This window comes from Pseudomonas sp. TCU-HL1, from assembly GCF_001708505.1.
In the GTDB taxonomy this organism is placed as follows: Bacteria; Pseudomonadota; Gammaproteobacteria; order Pseudomonadales; family Pseudomonadaceae; genus Metapseudomonas.
The window spans coordinates 2746591-2765705 of the sequence record NZ_CP015992.1 but is presented as its reverse complement, the minus strand read 5'-3'; the positions used below and the strand labels follow the sequence as shown (position 1 = coordinate 2765705).

The window sequence follows — 19115 nt, the reverse complement described above, 5'->3', positions numbered from 1 at the left end:
AAGGGGCGAACTCCGCACTGTGCTGCCATGTGTAGTAGGGCTGATTCGGATTCATCGGGAGGCCAGGACAGGAAAAGCAGGGAAATCAGCGACAGCCATCTACCGACCTTTGCTCTTGCGCCGTAGATCTCCCGTACTGTTCATCCTGAAAATCAAGCCTGAACGGCCCGGAAATCATGATCTGACGCGAGATCCGGTATACGGACAGCCACGTCGCGGAGGAGCCTTCTATTCGCCGGGCGACATTCTGGTGTCATCTGCCAGCAGGTTCAGACATCCCTTGCGTACTCGCGAGCAGGTCATGCAATAGCTCAACGGGAACTGGCCGCCCCAAGTGGAAACCTTGGACCTCATCGCAGTTCAAGTCGCGTAGCAACGTCAGTTGCTCGATGCTTTCCACTCCCTCCGCGGTTACTGTCATCGACAGAGCGTGTCCGAGTTGCACAATCGCCCGCACTACCGCGAGGCTGCTGCTGTCTTTGAGTTGGGCGATAAAGCTGCGATCTATCTTCAGCGTGTCGAAAGGATACCTACCCAGGTAACTAAGAGAAGAGTATCCCGTCCCGAAGTCATCCATGGACAGACGGATGCCCAGTGCGTTGAGCTCTTTCAGCGTTTCCAACGCGCCTTGTGCATCATCCAGCATCATGCTCTCGGTAATTTCCAGCTCCAGACGGTCGGCCGGCAAGCCTGCTTCGTCCAGAACGGACTGTACCTGCGCCACCAATCCAGGACGGCGGAACTGCTCGGCCGAAAGGTTGACCGAAACGAAGATAGGTGCCGAAAAACGCCTGGCTTGGGCGCAGGCTTCGCGCAAAACCCAGGTGCCAAGTTCAACGATGAGTCCACTTTGTTCGGCTACTGGAATGAAGTTGCCGGGGCTAAGGAGACCTTGCTGTGGATGTTGCCAGCGCACCAAGGCTTCAACACCACTGAGCTTCAGATCAGTAGCACGGTGACGCGGCTGAAAGTGCAATCGTAATTCGTCGTTCGCAATAGCGTGGCGCAGCTCCAACTCCAGCCGCCACTCAGAAGTCATTCGGCGTTCTAGCTCACGACTGAAGTAACACCAACGACCCCGCTGCAGACTACGGGTCTGAAAGAGCGCAATCTCTGCACAGCGCAGAAGCTCCTGCGCTGTATCCGCATCGCTCGGGGCTATTGCAATGCCGATCTGGATGTCTAGCTTGAACTCCTCCTGAGCGATGAAGAGTGGACGCTTCACATACCCGACAAGACGCTTGCACAGCTCCTCAATTTGCTCGTGACGGGACAGGTCACCATCAAGCAATACAACGAATTCATCGTTGGTGTAGCGGAAAACCAGATCCTCTGGACGGAAAAAACACTCCAGTCGTTCCGCGAGTTGAATCAGGATCTGATCACCGCCGGTTCGCCCCAAACGGTCATTGAGCCGCTTGAGCCGCTCAACATTGATGGTCATCAAGGCCAGCAAATCGCTTCCTGACCTTAAAGAATCGAGGCGGGTTGAGAGCACTTCCAGGAGCCGGGTGCGATTGGGCAGACCGGTTAGTGCATCGAAATGCTGAAGATGCTGGATTCGCAGTTGGCTCTCCGCCTGAGCGGTGGTATCGCAGGCGGTTCCGCGATAACCGGCTACGCCGTCGGGACCCATAATTGCCCGCACGACGAGGTTGCAGAGGCAGTACCTCCCATTGGCAGATAGATAGTTGCACTGCAGGGGCGGATACGGCTTTTCCATCACTTCCGGGTTGGAAAGCCAGTCGGCGAATGAGTTTGCGCCGAATTTGAGCAGATCGTTCAAGGGGCGTCCGATCCAAGTATCGGGATTGTACCCAGTGACGATCTCAAATCGACTGGAAAGGAATGTAACGCGCTGCTCTGAATCAGTCTCCCAGAGCCAGTCGGAAGTCGCTTCAGCAATGTCCTGAAACCGTGCTTCGCTCGCTTGTAGCGAGGCATAGCTATCATCCAGCAACTTTGCAGAGGCGAGGCTATGACGCATCACCAGCCGACCTAGCCCGGCAATGATTAGTCCAGCCATTCCTAGTAACGGCAACACGAATATCAGGAGGTCGTCACCAGGTTTCAGCGGTGTCCAGCGCAGGAGGATAGGTGACCCTTCCTCAGAGGAAAGCATCAGGCGCGGCTGCTCCTCGACATCTTGACGGTCTTGAGGTCGGCGAAGCTGGACCAATCCGTAATCTCTCCCGAGCGCTTCCAGCTTTGCTGGCGTAAGCACATCGACGAAAAGCAGAACCGAGGGCGCTCCGGGAGTCTCGGGAATCATGGGGTCACCGCCCTGGGTGAATGCGGCCGCGGCTACCAAGGCCGGTTCTCCAGAAACCTGGAAGGCGCCGATTACGGGCCTGGGCTCATCTGCCGAAGCTCTTGCTCGCTTGACCAGGGCTGATATGTCCCCTTGCAGCCAATCCTGGGCAGGAGTTTGTTGCAATTGCCCCTTGACCACCGAGTAGGCTGTCTGATTGTTAGGACCAATGACGAAGACTCCTTCGTAGCCAAAGTCCTCGTAGAGGGATGGCCCCAGGTTGCGTCGCGTGAAGGCCCACTCGATATCGACCCGCGAGTGTAGATGCTGGTATGCGTCTCCCCAGAATGCGTAGTCACCAATGGACCTAAGCTGGTATTCCTGTCGCGCTTTCAGCGCTTTCTCGGCATAGAACACGCTCTGCTCCAGGGCCTGCTCATTCTGACTGAGCGCAATCTTGACCAAGAAAGCAGCAATCAGGATGAAGCCCATTACGAGCAATGCGGTGACTCGCGCCAGTGTTTCGCGGGCAAACCAAGTATTGGAGCTCGGATCGATACCGGGATGATTTGCGAGGTTAGGGAAGGTCATGTAAATCCTTGTGACCAGCCGACTGAGGACAAGTGGATCTTACTCGCCTATTCACTCATTCGAAGTAATAGCTCTTCAGTTACCCACTGTTTGAGCCAGATCGCAGCTTGCATTGGGGCCCGCTCCCCTAGCGTGTCGAAATAATGAGTGCAGAGTTCAGCAAACGACAGTTGCTTATTGACCATTAGCTGAAGCGCAGACGCTTCAAGTTGGCCCAGGGTTCGGTACTGGCAGGTTAGGCCCTGGCGCCAGACCAGGCAATCCAATGGTTGATCAAGTTGCTGGCTTTCTGGTGTGGCGGCCGAGGCCTTGGCCGCTTTCCACACTTCCAGCGCATTCGAACTCAGCGTGAGCCAGCGCGCACTTGGGTGCAGTCGCACCGTCAGGCCAGTCCAGTCCTCGGGCCCGAAGGTGGCCATGTCCTGGAGCGACAAAGGCGTTTCGTCAACCGCATCGAAGGCCAGTGTGAAGGCCCACTCCAGTTCGGCCAGCTCTCGTAGCTGTGATGCCTGGGGTTCGGCGAGGAAGTCGCTGATGAACCCGGGAAACGGCTCACCCAGCCAGCGCAAGCTGAAATGCCGTGGCGGCCAGGCGTCAATGTAGGCTTGGGCCAACTGTTCGAAGGCCTCGGTGCCCAACCAGTAGTGGATGGCGGGAAAGTCTTCGCGTAGCACGGACAGCAGCCGAGCCCGGTAGGCATGGTGATAGACCCGCAGGCCATCTTCTGCCGAGAGCGCCTCGCTCCCGCGCAGCTGTTGCAGCAGTTCAGCGGGCGCCGTGCTGTCGCCGTCCAGTAGGTAGCGTTCGAACGCCTGTTGCAAGGCAATCAGGTGCATGGCGCAGCCTCCAACCGTGTGGCCGCGATCGCCCGGGCTTTCTCCAGCTCGGCCAGCAGATCGTTCAGCGGGGGGAAGAGGTCGTCGCGCTCAATCAAGGTTGCCCGGGGGCCTAAGTGCTCGATCGTCCGCGCATAAAGGTCCCAGACCGGATCGGCAATCGGTTGGTCGTGGGTGTCGATCAGGTAGTGGCCGTAGTCACTGTGACCGGCCAGATGGATCTGGCGAATGCGTTCCGGGGGAAGTTCCTGGATGAACTGCCAGGCGTCAAACCCCTGGTTGCGGGCGCTCACGTAGACATTGTTGATGTCCAGGAGCAGCTCGCAGCCCGTCAGCTCACTCAGTTCGTGGAGGAACGCGGCCTCACTCATCGTCGACTCTGCCCATTGCACGTAGGCCGAAACATTCTCCAACACCAGGGGACGCTGGATGACGTCCTGTACCAGGTGAACCCGGGCTGCAACGTGCAGCAGACTTTCTCGAGTGAACGGCAGCGGCAGCAAGTCGTGAAGGTGATGCGCGTTGCCACGACTCCAGCACAGGTGATCAGAGATCCAGAGAGGGTTTACCCGCTCGGCGAGCAGTTTCAGTTGGCGAAGGTAGTCGTGATCAATAGCGTGGGGACCGCCAATCGACAGCGAAACACCATGCATGACCAGCGGGTAGCGCTCCCGGATGGCATCCAGGAAATAGAGCGCCTTGCCACCGCCGACCAGGTAGTTTTCCGAGATGATCTCGAACCAGTCGATGGCGGGGTCTTGCTCGAGTATCTGGTGGTAATACTCGCTGCGGAGCCCCAGTCCAAATCCAAGGGTGCTGCGCTTGTTCATTCAGGGCTCCCAAGGGGGGAGTGACGAGCACTCCCCACGGCAAGACATCACTCGCTGGTCCGGCCACCAGCCTCATCGCATTTGGCCTTGGGCATCAACTTGAAGCCCTGGCCTTTACAGGCGCCTTGCCCCTGGCAGGCGTTCTTGGCGGTCATGCAATCGTTCTGGCCTTTGCAGGCATTCACCCCGAAGCACTTCACGTCAGCGGTTTTGGCATCTTGAGCGGCTTGTGCAGGCAGGGCCGCGAACAAGCTTGCAGCAACGAGGGCCAGCGCGGCACCGGTCGCGGCGGTAGTTTTGGTCGACATAAGGCTATCTCTCATGGTGTTGGTCGAAGTTCAGCCGGGTTTTCATTGCGGGGTTGGCACGCGGCAACTGGAGGGTCTGACACGCGGCCAGAGCATGGAAGGGAAGTCTCTACCCGGCATGCCATGGACACTACAGAGCGAGCGGGAGGCTTCACAAGTAGCAAATGCCAACCTTACAGAACTGTAATGTTCACCTCAGGTTGCTGACAGCACGGGGTGGTTAAGGTGACTTCGAGTCTGACACTCAGCCCGCAGATACCGGGCTAACCCATCCCTATTCGAGGATACCCTTATGAAATCCATGAAAGCGCTGATTGTTGTTGCCACCCTGACTGCCTCGTCCTTCGCCATGGCCGCTGGTGGTGGTGATCGGACCATCGCCCGTGCCAACACGCTCGCCCAGGCGTCGATGGAGGCCTACCGCCTGGAACAGCAAAAGGCCGAGTCGTCGGTTGCTGAAAAGGCCAAATCGGCTGAGCATGCCAACTGCTAAGTCTGGGGCGCGTTGGCCAACCTTACAGAAATGTAATCATCTGAAAGGTTGGGATGTGGCAGCTTGTATGCTCGCGGCCGCGTGCCTCAAGGATGGCGACCGCGGGCAAGCCCTCTAGGGTGTAGGAATCACCTGGTGCGGCAGCCTCAACGCGTTGGTTGTTCAGCGCTGGCTCCTTTGACTCATTGGACACACACGGCATGCATTGCAAAACCTCAAGGCGAACCTTCGTCAAGGGCTTGGCCGCTGGCGGCATTCTGGGCGGACTGGGCCTTTGGCGTACTCCTGTCTGGGCGGTGACCAGTCCTGGTCAGCCCACAGTGTTGAGCGGTACCGAATTCGACCTGTTCATTGGTGAAACCCCGGTGAACATCACGGGCTCCGCGCGTACGGCCATGACGATCAATGGCACCATTCCTGGTCCGATTCTGCGTTGGCGCGAAGGCGATACCGTCACCTTGCGCGTGCGCAACCGCCTGAGCGAGGACACCTCCATTCACTGGCACGGCATCATCCTGCCGGCCAACATGGACGGCGTGCCGGGCTTGAGCTTCCACGGCATCGCCCCGGATGGGATGTATGAGTACAAGTTCAAGGTCCACCAGAACGGCACCTACTGGTACCACAGTCATTCCGGGTTGCAGGAACAGGTCGGCGTCTACGGCCCCATCGTGATCGAACCGAAGGAGCCCGAGTCCTTCCAGTACGACCGCGACTACGTGGTGATGTTGAGCGACTGGACCGACGAAAACCCGGCCCGCGTCATGGCCAAGCTGAAGAAGCAGTCGGACTACTACAACTTTCACAAGCGCACCGTTGGCGACTTCATCAACGATGTGAGCGAGAACGGTTGGGCCGCCACGGTCGCGGACCGGAAGATGTGGGCCGAGATGAAGATGAGCCCCACCGATCTCGCCGACGTCAGTGGCTACACCTACACCTACCTGATGAACGGCCAGGCGCCGGACGGCAACTGGACCGGCCTGTTCAAGCCGGGCGAAAAGATTCGCCTGCGCTTCATCAACGGCTCTGCCATGAGCTACTTCGACGTGCGTATTCCCGGGCTGAAAATGACCGTGGTGGCCGCCGACGGCCAGCACGTCAAGCCGGTGAGCGTCGACGAATTCCGTATTGCCGTGGCAGAAACTTACGATGTCATCGTCGAACCGACCAGCGAACAGGCTTACACCATTTTCGCTCAATCCATGGACCGCACTGGCTATGCCCGCGGCACCCTGGCCGTGCGTGAGGGCCTGAGCGCTGCGGTGCCTGAGATCGATCCCCGCCCCTTGATCGGCATGGGTGACATGGGCATGGATCACGGCAGCATGGCTGGGATGGACCACAGTGCCATGCAGGGCGATATGGCCGGCATGGACCATAGCAAGATGGCCGGAATGGACCACAGCGCCATGCAGGGCGATATGGCCGGCATGGACCACAGCAAGATGGCCGGAATGGACCACAGCGCCATGCAGGGCGGTATGGCCGGCATGGACCATAGCAAGATGGCTGGAATGGACCACAGCGCCATGCAGGGCGATATGGCCGGCATGGACCACAGCAATATGGGTGGCATGGGTGGTCAGATGCAGGCCCACCCGGCATCCGAGACCAACAACCCGTTGGTTGACATGCAGACCATGACGCCGACCCACAAGCTGGACGATCCGGGCATTGGCCTGCGCAACAACGGCCGTCGCGTACTCACCTATTCCGATCTGCGAAGCACTTTCATCGATCCGGATGGCCGCGAGCCCAGCCGCACCATCGAGTTGCACCTCACTGGCCACATGGAGAAGTTCTCCTGGTCCTTTGACGGCATCAAATTCTCCGATGCCGAGCCGCTGCGTCTCAAGTACGGCGAGCGTGTCCGCATCACCCTGGTCAACGACACCATGATGACCCACCCCATTCACCTCCATGGCATGTGGAGTGACCTGGAGGATGAGAACGGCAACTTCATGGTGCGCAAGCACACCATCGACATGCCCCCTGGCTCTAAGCGCAGCTACCGCGTTACCGCGGACGCTCTGGGCCGCTGGGCTTATCACTGCCACCTGCTGCTCCACATGGAAATGGGCATGTTCCGCGAAGTCCGTGTGGACGAATGAGGAGTCTTTCAATGAGCGAAATGATGAAGCGCAAGACTTTGATGGGCAGTGCTTTGGCCGTTGGCCTGACCGCTGCGTTGATGGTTCCAGCAGCCCAGGCTGGTGAAGGCCCTGCCGACCAGCAGAAAGGTCAGGCAGCCCAGGCGCAGCAAATGGACCATAGCCAGATGCAAGGCATGGACCACAGCAAGATGAACCATGACCAGATGCAAGGCATGGATCACAGCAAGATGAAGGATCACGGCTCGATGAAGCACGAGCACAACACGGACAAGGCTAAAGCGAGCCAGGACCATGACCAGTAGGATTTCAGCTCCATCCGCTCTGGCGCTGGTTGTCTCGCTCAGCGCCCTGAGCACAGGCCTGGCAATTGCTGCTGAGGAAATGGACCACAGCAAGATGAACCATGACCAGATGCAGGGCATGGATCACAGCAAGATGAACCAGGGTTCGGCAGAGACGGCCCCCACCACGACCAGTCGAACGCCTATTCCAGTCCTGACCGATGCTGATCGCGAAGCGGCCTTCCCACCGCTTCCTGGGCATGGCATTCATGACAGCAAGGTCAACACCTTCTTCCTGCTCGACCAACTGGAGTATCAGGACGCCGACGAGGGCAGCACTCTCAGTTGGGATGCCTCCGGCTGGATTGGCGGAGACGTCGACCGCCTCTGGCTGCGTTCTGAAGGTGAGCGTACTAACGGGGTGACCGAAGAAGCCGAAGTGCAGGCGCTCTGGGGGCATTCCATCGGCCCCTGGTGGGATGTCGTCACAGGAGTTCGCCAGGACTTCAAACCCGGGTCGCCACAGACCTGGGGCGCCTTCGGCCTCCAGGGCATGGCGCTCTACGCGTTCGAGGCCGAAGCTACCGCCTTCGTTGGCGAGAATGGCCAGACCGCTGCGCGGTTGGAAGGCGACTACGACATTCTGCTCACCAATCGGCTAATCCTGCAGCCGACCGCAGAAGTGAATTTCTACGGCAAGAACGATCACGAGCGTGGTGTTGGCTCAGGCCTGGCCAACACCGAAGTCGGTCTGCGCCTACGCTACGAAATCCTCCGTGAATTCGCCCCGTACATCGGTGTCACGTGGAGCCGTTCCTACGGCAACACTGCCGACCTGCTGCGCGACGAAGGTGAAGACGTAGACGAGGCACGCTTTGTTGCCGGTATCCGGATGTGGTTTTGAGAATCTGACATGAAAAGAACAATTAAGACGTTAGCCATTGCGAGCACTGTGGGTTTTGTTGGAATCATGGGCGTGGCGTATTTCGGCCTGGTCAATGTTGGCGCCGATGATCCGCATCTCGCTCCTGTTCACGCCTTCCTGACCATGGCCAGGGACCGCTCGATCGAGGTCCGGGCACGCGACCTCGAAGTGCCGAATCTCGAGGATGAGGCCCTGATTCGTGCCGGCGCGGGTAACTACAACTCCATGTGTATCGGTTGCCACCTGGCGCCTGGGGTTAACCAAACCGAGCTCAGCCAAAGCCTGTACCCCGCGCCGCCGAACCTGACCAAGGTCGGCGTCGATGGCAGCCCGGAAAGCGCGTTCTGGATCATCAAGCATGGCATCAAGGCCACGGGGATGCCGGCCTGGGGCAAGAGCATGGGTGACCCATACATCTGGGGCATGGTGGCGTTCCTGCAGAAGCTTCCCTCCCTGGAGGCCGAGCAGTACCGCGCACTAGTGGCCAGCAGCAGTGGCCATCAGCACGGTGGCGGCGAAACCAAGATGCACAACCACGAAGGTCAGCACGGCGACAATGCTTCCGCGGGCGGCAGCCACCAAGATGGCGCGGGCGAAGATCATCATGGCGGTGAGGCGACGAGCCAGGCAGGCGATGATCACCATGGCGCTGGGCAGGCTGCTGAAGATCACCACGCCGGTGAGTCAGCCAGCCAGCAAGAGGATCATCATGCGGCTGAACCGGCCGCCCAGGGTGCTACCGATCACCATGGTGGCGCAGAAGGCGAAGCTAACCACCACGAGATGGAGCAGGCGCGAGAAGAAGCAGCGCCGGCGCCGAAAACCCATACCCATGCCGATGGTAAAGAGCACGTCCATGAAAGCTAGGTCTCATCGAGTGCTGCGATTCGTCGCGCTCACCTCTATGTTCATCGTTTCCGCCGCCCAAGCAGCAGAAGCTTTGACGGTTGATGTCCACCGCAGCGCCAGTTGCGGCTGCTGCAAGAAATGGGTGGAACACCTGGAAGCCAACGGCTTCAAGGTTATCGATCATGTCGAGTCGGATATGACCTCGGTCAAGCAGCGCCTCGGTGTTGCCCCACGGTTGGCGTCCTGCCATACCGCGGTGATCGATGGCAAATTCATCGAGGGCCATGTCCCGGCTGCGCAAGTCGTCGAGCTCAGCAAGCGCTCTGATCTGCGAGGCATTGCCGTACCTGGGATGCCGGCTGGCTCTCCCGGCATGGAAGTGGGCGGGAAACAAGACGCCTATCAGGTCATTGGCTTGACCCAGGCGGGTACCGACCAGGTAATCGCCGATTACCCGGCCAAGTAACTTCAAGTCCGACCGACACGCCCGGCCAGCCCTCAGGTTGGCCGGGTTTTCCTTACCGAAGGTTTCCTCGCTGGCGATCAGCAATGGCATCGCCCAGTACGGTAGGTTCAAAGAAGGTGCCGCCCAGCGTGTGACGCTGGCCGCCACAGAGCAGGCTGGCGCCTTTTTGCCTGGAGCATCGAACGGTGGAATGCAGAGCGATTTCCACCCTTCCCAGGGCCGTTGTGCGATCGGGCGGCAACCGTACGCCAACCTGAAAGTCACTTATCCGCCCCTCACCGTACAGGGAATGTCGCGGTATCCTGTTGCGCTCTCTCGTACAGGCCCGTTGTCCCGATGTCCGTTGCCGCATCCCAGGAAAACCTCCCCTCCGTCCTTGCCGGCCCCATGCTGCGCCGGATCGAAGCACGCCGCCTGGTGTTGTGGCTGGTCGGCTCGCGCAAATTGTCGCCGGTGCTGCGGCTGTCCCTGGAGAGCGGTGTCGAGTATCTCCTTGACGAAGACAGTTGCCGGGTTATTCCCTTTGGTCGGCACGCGTTCCTGCACCTGATCGACCTGCGATTGGAGACCTCCCTGCCCCTCGACCAGCAGATCGACTACGACCTGTTGATCGAAGGCAAAGGCATCGACCAGTGGGCGCCGCATCTGCTCCACGAGCATGCGACGCTGCCCAGCTTCGTGTTGCGCTCGCGCATCGACCAGTTGCTCCATGGCTCCTGCCGCAAGCCGCACCATCCCGCCAATGACGGCCTGCTCTGCGCCGACCGCCTGCTGGCTGCCAATCCCCCTCCGGAACAGCGCCCCGCGCTGTTGCTGCTGAGCGGCGACCAGGTTTACGCCGATGACGTCGCCGGCCCCATGTTGCGGGCCATTCACCAGTTGATTGTGCGGCTCGGCCTGTTCGATGAACGCCTGGAAGGCGCCGTGGTGAACGACAGCACTGCGCTTTATGGGCACCCGGCCGGCTACTACCGCCGTGCCGACCTGCTACCCGCGCTGGAAAGCAACGAGACCCTGCGCGAGCGCTTCTTCGGTGGCGCACGCAAACCCATCTTCACCAGCAGCAATGCCGAGAACCATCTGGTGACCCTGGCCGAGGTAATGGCCATGTACCTGCTGGTCTGGTCGCCCGTGCCCTGGACCCTGGTCGAGCCGCAAATGCCGGCGCTGGAACCCGCGCAAGTGCAACGCTACCAACTGGAAACGACGCGGCTGGATGGGTTCCGCGCCAGCCTGCCCGGTGCCGCGCGGGTGTTCGCACACCTGCCAACGCTGATGATCTTCGACGACCATGACATCACCGACGACTGGAACCTCTCCGCGCAGTGGGAGCTGACCGCCTACGGGCATCCGTTCTCCAAGCGCATCATCGGCAACGCACTGATCGCCTACATGCTCTGCCAGGGATGGGGCAACAACCCTGACGCCTTCGCCGACGTACTGGTGCGGACCGAAGCGCTGAGCGCCACCGCCAGCGCGAACAATCACCTGGACAGTGGTGCCCTGGATGGTTTGATCGACCACCTGATCGCCTTCAATCGCTGGCAATACGTGCTGCCCACCACGCCCGCGCTAGTGGTGCTGGACACCCGCACCCGCCGCTGGCGCAGCGAGATCGACCTCAAGCGCCCCTCCGGTCTGCTCGACTGGGAGGCCCTGAGCGAGCTGCAACAGGAACTGCTGGACCATCCGTCGGCCATCATCGTCTCGCCGGCCCCCATCTTCGGGGTCAAGCTGATCGAAACGGTGCAGCGGGTGTTCAGTGCCTTCGGCTACCCGCTGCTGGTGGACGCGGAAAACTGGATGGCCCATCGCGGTGCGGCCCAAGTGATCCTCAACATCTTCCGTCACTCGCGCACACCGGGTAGCTACGTGATCCTCTCCGGCGACGTGCACTACTCCTTCGTCTATGAAGTGCTGATCCGCCACCGCCAGCAGGGCCCGAAGATCTGGCAAATCACCAGCAGCGGGATCAAGAACGAGTTCCCCCAGCGTCTGCTCGACGTGTTCGACCGCCTCAATCGTTGGCTCTATTCGCCGCGCTCCCCGCTGAACTGGTTCACCCAGCGCCGTCCGATGAAAGTGATGCCCCGTACACCGGACCACAGCAAGGCGGGCGAACGGCTTTGGAATTCCGCGGGCCTCGGCCAGGTATTCTTCGACCTGGAAGGCCGGCCGTCACGCATCTTCCAGCTCAACGCCAATGGCTCCGAGCCCACCGAGTTTCTTGATGACCGCGCCGACGAGACGGCTGAACATGCAGTGGCACGGCGGATATGATGCCGGCCTCGACTTCCTGACGGCCCCTTCCATGAGCACAACTCCTCCCTTCGGCACCGGCGATGCCTCCTACCAAGCCGCCGGCGGCATCGACGGCTTGCGCCGCCTCCATCCGGAAAGCCTGGAGCAGTCCCGCGACAAGCTGGCCTGCTTCCTCAGCGGCTGGCTGGGCGGACCGAAGCTGTTCAGCGAGAAGTACGGGTCCATCTCGATCCCCTCCTTCCACGCCCAATGGCCCGTCGACGAGGCCCTGAGCAGCGCCTGGCTGGGCTGTATGGAGCGCGCCATTGCCCTGCAGCCCTATTCGCCGGAGTTCGCCGAGTACCTGCTGGCCCAGTTGCGCGTGCCGGCCCACCGGGTGGTGCAGGCCAGCCGCGCAAGGCACGGCTGAATACCGCCTCGATGTCCCCTTGTAGGCGCGAATTCATTCGCGATGCCGACCGAAGGCTGCCTATGGATTGGGCTGCTTCGCAGCCTATCGCGAATGAATGCGCACACAGGTCACCCGTAATCGCTCATTACCTCTTTGACGGCCCCCTGGCTGCATCCATATAGTAAGCAACGCTTATTATATGAACCCCACATCATGACCGCCCTCGAAGAGAGCCTAGGCTTCCTCCTCGCCGATGCATCCCGCCTGATGCGCCGCTCGTTCGAGCAGCACATCACCGGCAGTACCCTGACCCTCAGCCAGGCCCGCGCCCTGGCCCATATCGCGCGCAACGAAGGCTGCCGCCAGGTGGAGCTAGCCGACCAGTTGGAGGTGAAACCCATCACCCTCGCCCGCCTGCTGGACCAGCTGGAGCAGGCCGAACTGGTGGAGCGCCGCGCCGATCCGGGCGACCGCCGCGCCTATCGGCTCTATCTGCGCCCGCAGGCCGACAAGGCGCTGAGCGACATCCGCACCGCCGGCGCGGCGATCCTTTCGGTCGCATTGCAAGGCTTCAGCGAAGCCGAAGCGGCCGCGCTGGCCAGTGCACTGCGCAAGATGCGCAGCAACCTCTCTTCCCGTTGATTCCCAAAGCAACCGCAACGCCATGAACACCCACACGGTCATCGTTCAGCCGATGGACGTGCGCTTCGACATCTACCCCGGCAGCACCTGGCACGGCAAGGTTGAAAGCCTGAGCCCGGCCCCCGGTTCGGAGTTCTCGGTGCTGCCTGCGCAGAACGCCACCGGCAACCCGGGAAGCTCGGCAGCAATCCCCGGATTTCATCCGGGCTACAGGCCCCCGCACCCATCCTGAATTTCCGCAAATCTGGTAGCCTCGGGGCTTTCCGCCGTACCGGCCCAGCCATGGAAGCTCAGGACCCATGCCCACTTCGATTCTCGACCCACTGGACTATGAAATCGTTCGCGAGCTGCAGGAGGATGGGCGCCGGGCCTTTCGCGAAGTCGCCCGCAACCTGTCGGTTCCTGAAGCCACGGTGCGTACGCGAGTGAAGCGGCTGCAGGACCAGGGCATCCTGCAGATCCTCGCCTTCACCAATCCCTCCAAGCTGGGCCAGGCGAAACTAGCGCTGTTCTTCGTCACGGTCACCCCCCAGGACCACGACCGGGTCGTGGACACCCTCGGCCGCTGGAGTGAAGTCAGCTACCTCTCCACCACCCTCGGAACCGCCGATATCTGCGTTCAAGTCCTCTGCCGCGATGACGAGACCCTATGGGGCCTGCAGCAGAAAGTGCGCAGCCTGCCCGGCGTACAGGACGTGCGGATGATGCAGGAAGTGAAGGTGCACAAGATCCGCTTCACCATTCCGTCGGCGCAACCGGCCGAAGAATGAGCTGAGCTCGGACTCGTAGGGTGCGCCGCGCGCACCAGCGGTGTTTGGCTCACTACTGTCCCCTCATGTGACGACGAGTCGGTGCGCACAGCGCACCCTACGGGGTGACTTTTCTCCCCAACGCCCCATTTCTACCGACCATTCGTCCGCGCCTTGCGCATTTCTATCCTCAACCTTTCGCGCATTGCGCATCTCCCTTCGCGTCATTTTTGCGCATCATTTTCCCTGATCCACCCCTCCTCCCTCCGCTACCCCCTTTAGCGCGGGCCTTCCCGGCCGAACCCCGCTTTGGTGCATCAGCCGTGCCGATATGACGCAATGCGTATTCTTATTGCATTCATATTGCGCAATGCGTATTTTCAATCGACATAAACGTGTACATGCGCAACCAAACGTCATAGCATCAACACATCGCGCGACCTTCCTACAAACACAACACAAGATGAGGGCGATGCAATGCACCAGGCCAATACAGGCTCAGAGCCATCGGCAGTACTCGAAAAATCCATTCGCTGGTGGGACGGGGTAGCCATCACCCTGAGCCTGCCCGCCGCCTTGTTCGTCGGACTTGGCTATTCCATCGGCGCCATCGGTGCCTGGGCAGCCGTCGCACTGTGGGCGGCCATCGCCGCCATCGCGGTGCTGCACAACTGGGTGTACTCGGAAATGGGCGCCATGTTCTCGGAGAAGTCCGGCGGCATCGCCCTTTACGCCAACGAGGCCTGGAGTCGGCGTATCCCCTGCCTCGGCCCGCTGGCCACTTATGCCTACTGGTTCGCCTGGGCAACCGCCCCAGCCATCTGGGGCCTGGCGGTGGCGCAGATCCTCACCGAGCAGTTCTTCGCCAACGCCAGCTACACCCTCGACCTGGGCGTGATGCAGCTCGACCTGCCACAACTCATCGCCCTGGGCGTGGCCCTGTTCTCCTGGGCGCTGAGCATGGTCAACCTGCGTTTCACCATGGTCATCATCACCGCCGCCGGCGTACTGCTGATGATCCCGGTGCTGATCTTCAGCGGTAGCTTCATGGCCAACGGCTGGACCACCGCCAGCTTCACCTGGCGCATCAGCGCTGACGCCGAAGGGCTGCGCACGGTGCTTGCCTGGCTGTTCGTGATGGCCTGGTCGGCCTACGCGGTGGAAGCCGCCGCCTCCTTCATTCCGGAGTTCCGCGACACCGTGCGTGACACCCGCAAGGCCCTGCGCATTTCCGCACTCATCCTGCTGCTGGTGTTCACCCTCACCCCCCTGGGCCTTGCCGGGCTGCTGGGCGAACAGGCCCTGGCCGACCATCCGTACGGCTTCCTCCAGATCGGCGCACAAGCGCTGTTGGGTGGTGGCGCCGCGCTCATCACCCTGGTGCTGATCGCCGGCATCCTGGTGCTTTCGGTGATGGGCACCGCTGACGCCGGTCGCGCCCTCTACCAGAGCTCGCTGGACGGCCTGACCATCCGCCAGTTCGGCACCCTCAACCGCTCCGGAGTCCCGGCCCGCGCCGTCACCGTGCAGTTGCTGATCAACATCGCCCTGGTGCTCTTCGTCGGTAACGCGCTGGCGGTGATCGTTGCCGGCAACGTCGGCTACGTCCTCGCTCACCTGCTGGCGGTGGCCGGCTTCGTGGTGCTGCGCAAGGACCGTCCCGAGGCGGCCCGCCCGATTCGCCTGGGCCGTGGCTGGGTCGCCATTGCTGCCGGCCTCACCCTGTTCGATGGACTGATCCTGGTCGTCGGCACCACCAGCGCCTCCATCACCGGCTACGGAGGCCTGAAGGAAGTCGGCATCGCGGTTGCCGTGCTGGCCATCTCCCAGGTGCTGTTCCGCCTGCGCCGCCTGCAAGACCGTGCCCAGCCGGCCTCCGCGACCTTTCACTGATCCTGATAACGCCAGAAGGAACCGCCCTGATGAGCATCGATAACAAGGCCCGCCTTGCGTGGCCGAACAAGAGCCCTGTTGCCGTTTCACTGACTTTCGACGTAGACGCCGAAGCCGGCCTGCTGGGTGAAAGCCCAAACTTCGCCCGCCGCCTGACCAGCCTTTCCGAAGGCCGATTCGGCGTCACCCGTGGCGTGCCGCGCATCCTCGAACTGCTGCGCCGTCACAAGATTCCGGCTTCCTTCTTCGTCCCCGGGCACACCGCCGATTTGCACCCTGCACTGATCGAGCAGTTGCTCAAGGACGGCCATGAAGTCGGCCACCACGGCCACATGCACCTGCGCAGCGACCGTATCTCCGCCATCGAGCAGATCGATGAAATGGAGCGGGGGCTGGAAGCCCTGGCCCGCGCCGGTGCGCCCAAGCCTGCCGGCTACCGTTCCTCGTCCTGGGAACTGACGCCGGAGACCTTCGAACTGGTGCTGGCCAAGGGTTTCGTCTACGACTCCAGCTGCATGGGTGACGACCGCCCCTACTACGAGACCTGGAACGGCCAGTCCATCCTCGAACTGCCGGTGCACTGGTCCCTGGACGATTGGCCCATGTTTGGCTGGGGCATCGACAACGGCGGCAACTTCACCCACCCGCGCACCCTCGCTGACACCTGGCTGGCCGAGTACGAATCGGCCCGCCGCGACGGTCGCCACACCACCTTCACCATGCACCCGGAGGTGATCGGCCGTGCCGCGCGCTTCGAGCAACTGGAACGCTTTGTCGAGCGCCTGGTGAGCGACGGCGATGTCTGGTTCGCGCGGCTGGACGATGTGGCCAGGCAAGTGGCCCCGCAACTGAAGCAGGTGACCTGATGAGCATCGTGTTTCGCTCCAGCGTCTGCGCACCACACGAGCGCGGCCGTGAATTCGGCGACGTTCACGCCCGCCAGATTGCCGCGACGGTGAACAACTACCGTGGCCTGTTCGAGCGCGTCGCCACCCGCAGCTACGACCTGCACGCCCTCGGCACCCAGGCGCTGGAACAGATTGCCGCCTTCGCCGCGCCGCTTCACGAGGAAATCCTCGGCATCGCCGAGGGCGCAGGCATCGACGCCGCGTACATCGGTGCCATCAACGCCCGCACCGAGATCCTCGCCTACCTCGGCGCACAACTGCGTGGCGAGTGTTCCACGGTGGTCCAGGCCAACCCCTTCGGTGCACCGGTGACGGCGCAGACCTGGGACTGGTATGCCGAGTTCGCCGACACCTGGCTGACGTGGGAGATTCCCCACGCCGATGGCCGTCTGACCACCACCGTCACCGAGTTCGGCATCGTCGGCAAGCCGGGCGTGAACAACCGCGGTCTCGGTACCCACTTCAACATCCTTCACCACCAGCGCGACGGCGAGCACATCGGCGTGCCGGTGCATGTGCTGTCGCGGTGGATTCTCGACAGCTGCAGCGACATCAATCAGGCGATCCTGCTGTGCCAGGACGCCGGGGTCTCCGCCTCCAGCGTGCTGACCCTGGTGGCGGCGGTGGAAGGCGCCAGCGCTACGGTCTCGGTGGAGCTGCACCCGGGCGGCCCGGCACTGGTGTTCCCGGACGACAACGGCCTGCTGATCCACACCAACCACTTCCTTGCTGAAACGGTGCGGCCGTTCGACACCGAGCCTGCGGCCTATCCCGACACCCTGGTGCGCCATGACCTGTTGCGCCGACGCCTGGCCGGGCGTACCGGGCTCAGGGCGCATGACCTGCTCACGGCACTGAACAGCCATCTGGGCAGCACCGGTGCACTGTGCTGCCACCCGGCGGCGGGCCTTCCGCAAACCGGCCAGTACGCGACCCTCGCCAGCATCACCCTCGACGTGGTCGCCGGCACGCTGCAGGCGCTGCCCGGCGGCCCCTGCCGTCACCTCTGACCCACCCACGACAACAACAAAGGAGCCATCCCATGCTCAAGCTCAAACGCCTCGACAACATGGACATCCTCACCCACGACGTGCAGCGCCTGGTGGACTTCTACCACGGCACCCTCGGCCTCGGTTTCTTCCTGCCCTACGTGGCCGAAGAAAAGTGGGCCGCCATCGAGATGGGCAACGTCACCCTCTACATCTTCCACACCACCGATACGACGCCTGTGGAACGCCGCACCGCGGTGAACCTGGAAGACAAGCCGGGCTTCGACTCCTTCGCCTTCGAGGTGGAGAACCTCGACGCCGCCATCGACTACCTCGACGGCAAGGTGGAATGGGTCACCGCCGAGCCCATCGAGTGGCAGCACCCCAACGGCACCCATTACCGCTACCGCCCGATGTTCGACCCGGACGGCAACATGTTCTACGTCACCGAGCCGCACAAAACCGTCTGACCGCCCCACCCACCGGAGAAACCCCATGACTGCTGCAACCCAAGGGGCCCTGGCTACCCAGGCGCCCGAGGCGGTGCTCGCCCTGTCGCCAGCCGCCCAACGCCTGGAAAACCGCGTTGCCCTCGTGACCGGAGCCGGCCGTGGCGCCGGTCGCGCCCACGCCCGCCTGCTGGCCTCCCGTGGCGCGACGGTGGCCATTGTCGATATCGATGAAGACGTGGCCCGCGCCACCGCCGCCGAAATCGAAGCCGCCGGAGGCCGCGCCATCGCCCTGGTGGCGGACATCACCGACCGCGACCGGGCCGAGCGCCTGGTGGCCGACGTGGCGCAAACCCTCGGCGGACTCGACATCCTGGTGCACAACGCCGGCCTGATCTATTCCATGACGGGCCTGGAAGAAACCGACGACGCCAACTTCAACCGCCTGCTGGCGATCAACATCCACGCCCCGCTGTTCCTCACCCGCGCCGCCCTGCCGCACCTGCGCAAGAGCCGCGCCCCCCGGGTGATATTCATCAACTCGCAGTGGGGCCAGGTGCCGGACGGCCACTCATACGCCTACATGGTCTCCAAGGCCGGCCAGCTGGGCCTGATGAAGACCCTGGCCAAGGAGTTCGTCAGCGAAGGCATCCTGGTCAACGCCATCACCCCCGGCGCCATCCTCACCCGCATGGTTCCGGATGAATACATCGAGGACGAGAAGGCCAACATCCCCCTGGGCCGCCTGGTCCATCCCGAGGAAATCGCCGCCGCCGTGGCCTTCCTCGCCTCCGACGAAGCCGCCTTCATCACTGGCCAGGCCATCCCGGTCAACGGCGGTGCGCTGGTCGTCGGCATCTGAAACAACAAAAAACCTGAGAGGAA

20 protein-coding genes are annotated in these 19115 nt (G+C 61.9%); 16 read left to right on the top strand and 4 right to left on the bottom strand.

Annotation, left to right across the window (positions count from 1 at the left end; translation table 11 throughout):
• Nucleotides 1–253: 253 nt before the first annotated feature.
• From THL1_RS12815 to THL1_RS12800, 4 genes are read right to left on the bottom strand one after another with little or no spacing between them, the layout of a single operon-like run.
• Nucleotides 254–2842, bottom strand: coding sequence for a bifunctional diguanylate cyclase/phosphodiesterase (locus THL1_RS12815; protein WP_069083621.1), 2589 nt, complete (start codon nucleotides 2840–2842; stop codon nucleotides 254–256).
• A 47-nt stretch (nucleotides 2843–2889) separates the two neighbouring features.
• The gene (locus THL1_RS12810) at nucleotides 2890–3678 is read right to left on the bottom strand and encodes a DNA-binding domain-containing protein (RefSeq protein ID WP_069083620.1); all 789 of its coding nucleotides are present in this window, start codon (nucleotides 3676–3678) and stop codon (nucleotides 2890–2892) included.
• Nucleotides 3669–4508 (bottom strand): DUF692 domain-containing protein, encoded by an 840-nt coding sequence (locus THL1_RS12805; protein WP_069083619.1) that lies wholly within the window; start codon nucleotides 4506–4508, stop codon nucleotides 3669–3671. The genes THL1_RS12810 and THL1_RS12805 overlap by 10 nt, the downstream gene beginning before the upstream one ends.
• A 47-nt stretch (nucleotides 4509–4555) precedes the next feature.
• Nucleotides 4556–4816 (bottom strand): DUF2282 domain-containing protein, encoded by a 261-nt coding sequence (locus tag THL1_RS12800; RefSeq protein WP_028628378.1) that lies wholly within the window; start codon nucleotides 4814–4816, stop codon nucleotides 4556–4558.
• A 292-nt stretch (nucleotides 4817–5108) separates the two neighbouring features.
• Between THL1_RS12800 and THL1_RS12795 the strand changes: the two genes are divergently transcribed.
• From THL1_RS12795 to THL1_RS12730, 16 genes are all read left to right on the top strand, one after another.
• Nucleotides 5109–5309, top strand: a complete 201-nt coding sequence (locus THL1_RS12795) for a co-regulatory protein PtrA N-terminal domain-containing protein (protein WP_069083618.1) — start codon at nucleotides 5109–5111, stop codon at nucleotides 5307–5309.
• A gap of 200 nt (nucleotides 5310–5509) precedes the next feature.
• Entirely contained in the window at nucleotides 5510–7423 is a 1914-nt protein-coding gene (locus THL1_RS12790) for a copper resistance system multicopper oxidase (protein WP_069083617.1), read from the top strand.
• 11 nt (nucleotides 7424–7434) lie between these two features.
• Nucleotides 7435–7728: a copper resistance protein CopB gene (locus THL1_RS31115; protein WP_145928292.1), complete on the top strand. Its 294-nt coding sequence runs from the start codon at nucleotides 7435–7437 to the stop codon at nucleotides 7726–7728.
• A complete protein-coding gene (locus THL1_RS12785; RefSeq protein ID WP_145928291.1) occupies nucleotides 7718–8611 on the top strand; it encodes a copper resistance protein B in 894 nt (297 codons plus the stop codon). Before THL1_RS31115 ends, THL1_RS12785 begins: the two co-directional genes overlap by 11 nt.
• Nucleotides 8612–8620: 9 nt before the next feature.
• Nucleotides 8621–9499, top strand: a complete 879-nt coding sequence (locus THL1_RS12780; protein ID WP_069083616.1) for a c-type cytochrome — start codon at nucleotides 8621–8623, stop codon at nucleotides 9497–9499.
• Between the two features lie 37 nt (nucleotides 9500–9536).
• Nucleotides 9537–9947: a DUF411 domain-containing protein gene (locus THL1_RS12775; protein WP_237234832.1), complete on the top strand. Its 411-nt coding sequence runs from the start codon at nucleotides 9537–9539 to the stop codon at nucleotides 9945–9947.
• Between the two features lie 336 nt (nucleotides 9948–10283).
• Nucleotides 10284–12227: an alkaline phosphatase D family protein gene (locus THL1_RS12770; RefSeq protein WP_069083614.1), complete on the top strand. Its 1944-nt coding sequence runs from the start codon at nucleotides 10284–10286 to the stop codon at nucleotides 12225–12227.
• A 31-nt stretch (nucleotides 12228–12258) separates the two neighbouring features.
• On the top strand, nucleotides 12259–12618 hold the full coding sequence (locus THL1_RS12765; protein WP_069086503.1) for a group II truncated hemoglobin: 360 nt from the start codon (nucleotides 12259–12261) through the stop codon (nucleotides 12616–12618).
• A gap of 195 nt (nucleotides 12619–12813) precedes the next feature.
• Nucleotides 12814–13242, top strand: coding sequence for a MarR family winged helix-turn-helix transcriptional regulator (locus tag THL1_RS12760; protein WP_069083613.1), 429 nt, complete (start codon nucleotides 12814–12816; stop codon nucleotides 13240–13242).
• Nucleotides 13243–13264: 22 nt separating this feature from the next.
• Nucleotides 13265–13474 (top strand): hypothetical protein, encoded by a 210-nt coding sequence (locus THL1_RS12755; protein WP_069083612.1) that lies wholly within the window; start codon nucleotides 13265–13267, stop codon nucleotides 13472–13474.
• Nucleotides 13475–13541: 67 nt separating this feature from the next.
• Nucleotides 13542–14012, top strand: coding sequence for an Lrp/AsnC family transcriptional regulator (locus THL1_RS12750; protein WP_069083611.1), 471 nt, complete (start codon nucleotides 13542–13544; stop codon nucleotides 14010–14012).
• Nucleotides 14013–14468: 456 nt separating this feature from the next.
• Nucleotides 14469–15884, top strand: a complete 1416-nt coding sequence (locus THL1_RS12745) for an APC family permease (protein ID WP_069083610.1) — start codon at nucleotides 14469–14471, stop codon at nucleotides 15882–15884.
• A 29-nt stretch (nucleotides 15885–15913) separates the two neighbouring features.
• Nucleotides 15914–16750 (top strand): polysaccharide deacetylase family protein, encoded by an 837-nt coding sequence (locus tag THL1_RS12740; RefSeq protein ID WP_069083609.1) that lies wholly within the window; start codon nucleotides 15914–15916, stop codon nucleotides 16748–16750.
• A complete protein-coding gene (locus THL1_RS12735) occupies nucleotides 16750–17802 on the top strand; it encodes a C45 family autoproteolytic acyltransferase/hydolase (RefSeq protein ID WP_202969628.1) in 1053 nt (350 codons plus the stop codon). Before THL1_RS12740 ends, THL1_RS12735 begins: the two co-directional genes overlap by 1 nt.
• A 32-nt stretch (nucleotides 17803–17834) precedes the next feature.
• Nucleotides 17835–18251: a VOC family protein gene (locus THL1_RS30390; RefSeq protein ID WP_202969627.1), complete on the top strand. Its 417-nt coding sequence runs from the start codon at nucleotides 17835–17837 to the stop codon at nucleotides 18249–18251.
• 25 nt (nucleotides 18252–18276) lie between these two features.
• Nucleotides 18277–19092 (top strand): SDR family NAD(P)-dependent oxidoreductase, encoded by an 816-nt coding sequence (locus THL1_RS12730; RefSeq protein ID WP_083245873.1) that lies wholly within the window; start codon nucleotides 18277–18279, stop codon nucleotides 19090–19092.
• Nucleotides 19093–19115 lie beyond the last annotated feature (23 nt).